At 70.7% G+C, this 6,093-nt stretch carries 3 protein-coding genes and 2 tRNA genes; 4 read left to right on the top strand and 1 reads right to left on the bottom strand.

Annotated features, from left to right (window positions below; genetic code table 11):
• Positions 1–35: 35 nt before the first annotated feature.
• Entirely contained in the window at positions 36–590 is a 555-nt protein-coding gene (locus ACFQ7Q_RS37325; RefSeq protein WP_383563469.1) for a PPA1309 family protein, read from the bottom strand.
• 135 nt (positions 591–725) lie between these two features.
• Here ACFQ7Q_RS37325 and ACFQ7Q_RS37320 point away from each other — a divergent pair, with 135 nt between their 5' ends.
• From ACFQ7Q_RS37320 to ACFQ7Q_RS37305, 4 genes are all read left to right on the top strand, one after another.
• Entirely contained in the window at positions 726–3,683 is a 2,958-nt protein-coding gene (locus ACFQ7Q_RS37320) for a UPF0182 family protein (RefSeq protein WP_383563466.1), read from the top strand.
• 51 nt (positions 3,684–3,734) lie between these two features.
• Positions 3,735–3,808: transfer RNA gene (locus ACFQ7Q_RS37315), tRNA-Met, on the top strand.
• A gap of 196 nt (positions 3,809–4,004) precedes the next feature.
• Positions 4,005–5,960, top strand: a complete 1,956-nt coding sequence (locus tag ACFQ7Q_RS37310) for a tetratricopeptide repeat protein (RefSeq protein WP_383563463.1) — start codon at positions 4,005–4,007, stop codon at positions 5,958–5,960.
• Between the two features lie 46 nt (positions 5,961–6,006).
• Positions 6,007–6,080, top strand: a tRNA-Met gene (locus ACFQ7Q_RS37305).
• The last annotated feature ends 13 nt before the right edge of the window (positions 6,081–6,093 follow it).

Below are 6,093 nucleotides of genomic sequence, written 5' to 3'. Positions count from 1 at the left end.
GGTCGTCGACCGGGGCGCCCCCTTTCACGTACTCGTCAGGACTCGAACGTCGCCGCCAGGGCGTCCGCGAGCCCCGGAACCAGGTCCGCGCCGGTGAGCACCTCGTTCGGGGAGTCCTTCTCGCGCAGCCGGATGGCGGCCTCGCGGGCTCCGTCACGGAGGACGGCCACGGTCATCCGGACCTCCTGGCGGTCCGGGTGCCGGGCCACCCACTTCGCCAGACCGGCCTCGTCCAGGCCGTCCGGAACGGACGCCTCGGCCGACGGCGGCAGCATCAGGCGCTCGACCGTCAGGGCGCAGCCGGCGACCGCGTCGGGCCAGGCGATCGTGCCGAGGAACTCGTCGAGGGCCTTCCCCTTCGGCAGCTCCTCCTGCTCGATGGGGGTGAAGGCGGCGGCTTCCGCGCCTTCGAGACCGAGCTGGGAGGCGAGTCCCGGCTCCTTGGCGCGCAGTCGGGCGGTGTCGACGAGGGCGAAGAGCCGGGCAGGCCGGTCCCAGCCGAGACCGGAGGCGTACTCGTCGATCTCGAGGACCGCGCGGGTGAGGGGGCTCGCGGCCATGGGGGTGCCGGAGGAGGAAACGTTGGACATGACCCATATCCTGCCTCCTTCGCCCCCGAAGACGGGAACTAGGTAAAGCCTCAGTAAGTTGCATCAGTGGGCTCTACGATCGCGGAGCCTGCTTATCGACGCATCAACCTCGAGGGGCGCACGTTGGCTTTCCAGATGCCGGACCGCGGAGGCGGCGGGGGCCCGTCCGGGCCAAGGATCAGAGTCGGCCGGCCGTCCCGGCGGGCCCGCACGCTGCTCATGACCCTGGGCGTGCTGGCCGTCCTTGCCATGGCGTTCGTCATGTTCGCCGGGTTCTGGACGGACTGGCTCTGGTACCGCTCGGTCGCGTACTCGTCCGTGTTCACCACCACTCTGTGGACCAAGATCGGCCTGTTCGCCGTCTTCGGTCTCCTCATGGGGCTCGCCGTCGGCTTCAACATCTGGCTGGCGCACCGACTGCGGCCGCCGCTGAGCGCGATGTCGCTGGAGCAGCAGAGCCTCGACCGGTACCGGATGGGCCTGGCCCCCTACAAGAAGTGGGTGCTCCTCGCGATCACCGCTCTGGTGGGCCTGATCGCCGGTGCATCGGCCTCCGGCCAGTGGCGGACCTGGCTGATGTGGGTCAACGGGGTCCCGTTCGGCCAGAAGGACCCCCAGTTCCAGCTGGACGTGTCCTTCTACGCCTTCGACCTGCCCTGGTACCGCTTCCTCCTGGCCTTCGGCTTCGCCGCCACCGTCCTGTCGCTGATCGCCGCCGCGCTGACGCACTACCTGTACGGCGGACTGCGCGTCACCAGCCCCGGTGCCCGCGCCACCGCCGCCGCGACGGGCCACCTGTCGGTGATCCTCGGCGTCTTCGTCTCGCTGAAGGCCGTGGCGTACTGGCTCGACCGGTACGGCCTCGCCGTGAAGTCCAGCGACTTCAAGGCGGCCGGGAACTGGACGGGCCTGCGCTACGTCGACGCCAACGCCTACCTGCCCGCGAAGACGATCCTCTTCTGCATCGCCGCGATCTGCGCCGTGCTGTTCTTCGCGACGCTGTGGCGCCGCACCTGGCAGCTGCCGGTGATCGGCTTCGGCCTCATGGTCCTGTCGGCGATCCTGATCGGCGGCCTGTACCCGGCCATCGTGCAGAAGTTCCAGGTCCAGCCGAACGAGCAGGCCAAGGAAGCGCCGTACATCCAGAAGAACATCGATGCCACGCGCAAGGCGTACGACATCGACAGCACCGAGCCGGAGAACTACTCGGGCAAGTCCACGGTCAAGGCCAAGGACCAGCTCCGCGCGAACTCCGACACGGCGGCCAGCTACCGGCTGATCGACCCGAACATCGTCTCGCCGACGTTCCAGCAGCTGGAGCAGAAGCGGAAGTACTACCAGTTCCCGACGACCCTCGACGTCGACCGCTACAAGGGCCAGGACACCGTCGTCGGCCTGCGTGAGCTCAACATCAAGGGCATCCCGAAGCGGAACTGGATCAACGACCACTTCACGTACACCCACGGCTACGGCGCGATCATGGCTGCGGGCACGCAGACGGACGCCAACGGCTCCCCGGTCTTCACCGAGGCCGGCCTGCCGACCACGGGGATGCTCGGCCCGTACCAGCAGCGGATCTACTACGGCGAGAAGACGGATCAGTACTCGATCGTCGGCGGACCGCAGAAGGAGCTGGACTACGAGGAGAACGGCGAGAAGACCACCAGCTACGAGGGCAAGAGCGGGGTCAACCTCTCCAACACCTTCAACCGCGCCGCCTACGCGGTCGCGTTCAGCGAGCCGCAGATCCTCTACTCGGGGGCCATCGGCGAGGGCTCGCGGATCCTCTACAACCGCACGCCCAAGGAGCGCGTCGAGGCGGTCGCACCCTGGCTGACCATCGACGGCGACGCCTACCCGGCCGTCGTCGGCGGCAAGATCCAGTGGATCGTCGACGCGTACACGACCACCAACGGCTACCCGTACGCCTCGCGCACCACGCTGGGCGAGTCCACGGCGGACGCGCTGACGGTCGGCAACCAGCAGCGCGCGGTGGTCGCCCAGCAGAACCAGGTCAACTACATCCGCAACTCGGTGAAGGCCACCGTCGACGCCTACGACGGCACGGTCAAGCTGTACCAGTGGGACAAGGAAGACCCGGTCCTCAAGACGTGGATGAAGGCGTTCCCGGACACCGTGCAGTCGCGTGAGTCGATCAGCCCCGACCTCATGCAGCACCTGCGGTACCCGCAGGACATGTTCAAGGTCCAGCGCGAGCTGCTCACCCGGTACCACGTGAAGGACCCGGCGCAGTTCTACAGCGGCTCGGACGCCTGGCAGGTGCCGAACGACCCGACCAACAAGGACGGCAACGCGGTCCCGCCGTACTACCTGAGCATGAAGATGCCCGGGGACCAGCAGCAGCGGTTCTCGCTGACGACGACGTTCACCCCGAACGGGCGGCCCAACCTGGGCGGCTTCATGGCGGTCGACGCCGACGCGGGCAGCAAGGACTACGGCCGCATAAGGCTGTTGAGAGTCACCTCCGAGGTCCCCGGACCCGAGCAGGTGCAGAACAAGCTCAACAGCCTCCCGTCGGTGGCCACCTTCGTGCGCGACATGAAGGGTGCCGACTCCGACATCCAGTACGGCAACCTGCTGACGGTCCCGCTCGACGGCGGATTCCTGTACGTCGAGCCGGTGTACGCCCAGGGCCGCAACGCGCACTACCCGCTGCTGAAGAAGGTCGCGGTGTCGTACGTGGACGCGGACCAGCCGGACGGTGACACGACCAAGGACACCACGGTGTTCGAGGACAACCTCACCTCGGCGCTCAACGCGGTCTTCGGGGTGGAGGGCGCCGCGCCGCCCGAGCAGCCGGAGAAGCCGGGCACCAAGCCGCCGACGACGCCGAGCACGAACGACGCGGCGCTGAAGCAGGCCATCGCCGACGCGCAGAAGGCGTACGACGACGGTGAGGCCGCTCTGCAGAAGGGCGACTGGACCGCCTACGGCAAGGCCCAGGAGGCCCTGCAGGACGCGCTCCAGCGGGCGGCGGACGCGGGCGCGAAGCTGAACCCGTCCGACCAGAAGCCGGCGGGCGAGAAGCCGGCGGCGACACCGTCGAGCAGCCCGAGCCCACCGAGCGGCTGACCGGTCTGGTCGGGCTCCACTCCGCGTCGTGATACCTTTAGGACACAACGACGCGGGGTGGAGCAGCTCGGTAGCTCGCTGGGCTCATAACCCAGAGGTCGCAGGTTCAAATCCTGTCCCCGCTACTGAAGACAAGGGCCCGGATCCATAGGATCCGGGCCCTTGTCGTGCTCGGTGGGGGACGTCGAAGCACGGTGGGGATGGGGCGAGTTGGGGTGAGACGTGTTTGACTTATCTCTCTGTGGGCATGTCGACAAAACGCTGAAGTGACCTCACTGGCTGCGGTATACCAGGTGTACGCGCGTTGCGGGTGGTGCGACGATGGAATTTATGGGGGACAGGGCAACTCTGTTGGAGACAGGGCGGTTTGTGCAGCGGCATGTCAAGAGTGCCGCAGACGACATCATCGAGGCCGTGGTGGCCGGCGGTGAGGCCGTCGACACCACCGCCGAGAACGAGACCGAGACCGAGGCGCGCCACCGGCGTGCCGCCGAAAGCGGCGACGCCGCGTCCATGAGCGTGCTCGGCGCGCTGCTGCTGCGCCGGGGGGACCTGGACGGCGCGGAGCCGTATCTGCGCGGCGCCACCGCCGAAGGAGACCGGGCGGCCGCCAACAACCTGGGTGTCCTGCTGCACCAGCGTGGCTACGCCGAAGAGGCCGCCGGCTGGTGGCGGGTCGCCGCCGTCGCGGGCTCCGCGCCCGCCGCCCACGCGCTCGGCCGTCACCACCGCGAGCGCGGCGACGAGCCCGCCGCCGAGTACTGGCTGCGCCAGTCCGCCGAGCAGGGCCACGCCCTGGGCGCCTACGCCCTCGCCGACCTCCTGGAGCACCGCAGCGACGTCGGCGCCGAGCGCTGGCTGCGTGCCGCCGCCGAGCGCGGTCACCGCGAGGCCGCGTACCGTCTCGCCCTCGCCCTGGAGCGGCGCGCCCAGGAGGTGACCCGAGGCCCGTCCGCCTCCGGTCTCTCGGCGCGCGACGCGCTCGCCCACGACACCGCGCAGGCCGATACCGCGAAGGGCGAGCCGGCGAAGGGGGACGCCGGGGCCGTCGGCGCGCCCTCCGGCGAACTCGCCGAGGCCGAGCAGTGGTTCCGGCAGGCCGCCGCGCGCGGGCACCGGCGCGCCGCGCTGCACCTCGGGGCGATCCTGGAGAAGCGCGGCGAGCTCAAGGAGGCCGGCCGCTGGTACCTGAGCTCCGCCAAGGAGGGCGAGGCCAAGGCCGCCTGCGCGCTCGGTTTCCTGCTCCGCGACGCCGGCGACGAGGAGAGCGCCGCCGTGTGGTGGCTGCGCGCCGCCCAGGACGGCGACGGCAACGCCGCCAACGCCCTCGGAGCCCTGCACGCGGCCCGGGGGGAGCAGCAGACCGCCGAGCGCTGGTACCGCGCCGCCATGGACGCGGGCGATGTGAACGGGGCGTACAACCTCGGGCTGCTCTGCGCCGCGCAGGACCGCGTCCAGCACGCCGAGCAGTGGTACCGCCGCGCCGCCTACGCGGGTCACCGCGAGGCCGCCAACGCGCTCGCCGTGCTCCTCCTGCAGGCCGGGGACACGGACGGCGCCGAGCCCTGGTTCTCCAAGGCGGCGGAGGCCGGCAGCGTCGATGCCGCCTTCAACCTCGGCATCCTCTACGCGGGTCGCGCCGACGACCGTACGGCGCTGAGCTGGTACGAGCGCGCGGCCGCCGCGGGGCACACCGAGGCCGCGCTCCAGGTCGGCATCGCCAGCCTGCGCGACGGCGACGAGCAGACCGCCGAGCGGCATCTGCGGTGCGCGGCGGGCGGCGGCAGCGCCGAGGCCGCGTTCCGGCTCGCCTCCGTCCTCGACGCGCGCCGGCCGGACCCCGGCCCGCCCGCGCTCGGGGCGCCGCGCGACGAGGAGAAGACCGAGTGCGAGGAGTGGTACGAGCGGGCCGCGCAGCAGGGGCATCGGCGCGCCCAGGTGCGGGTGGGGATGCTCGCCGCCGCGCGCGGGGACGTGACGGAGGCGGCCCGCTGGTACCGGGAGGCTGCCGAGGCCGGGAGCCGTAACGGCGCTTTCAACCTCGGTCTGCTCCTCGCCCGCGAGGGCAGCGAGCGGGAGGCGGCGCTGTGGTGGACCCGCGCCGCCCGTGCCGGCCACGGCCGCGCCGCGCTGCGGCTCGCGCTGCTCGCGGCGCGGCGGGGGGAGCTGTCGGAGGGCCGGCGCTGGTGTGCGACGGCTGTGGAACTGGGCCCGGCGGAGGTCGCCGAGCGGGCCGCCCGGCTGAGCGAGGCGCTCCACCAGGAGCTGACCGCTTAAGGGATTTGCGCTGGTCGTGGGCGTCCCGTAAGGTTGGGTTCACCGACGCGGGGTGGAGCAGCTCGGTAGCTCGCTGGGCTCATAACCCAGAGGTCGCAGGTTCAAATCCTGTCCCCGCTACTCAGTAGCAAAC

Origin of the sequence: Streptomyces sp. NPDC056527 (assembly GCF_042794475.1) — a bacterium.
GTDB lineage: Bacteria > Actinomycetota > Actinomycetes > Streptomycetales > Streptomycetaceae > Streptomyces.
The sequence above is the reverse complement of the archived record's forward strand: the minus strand, read 5'-3'. Positions and strand labels throughout refer to the sequence as shown.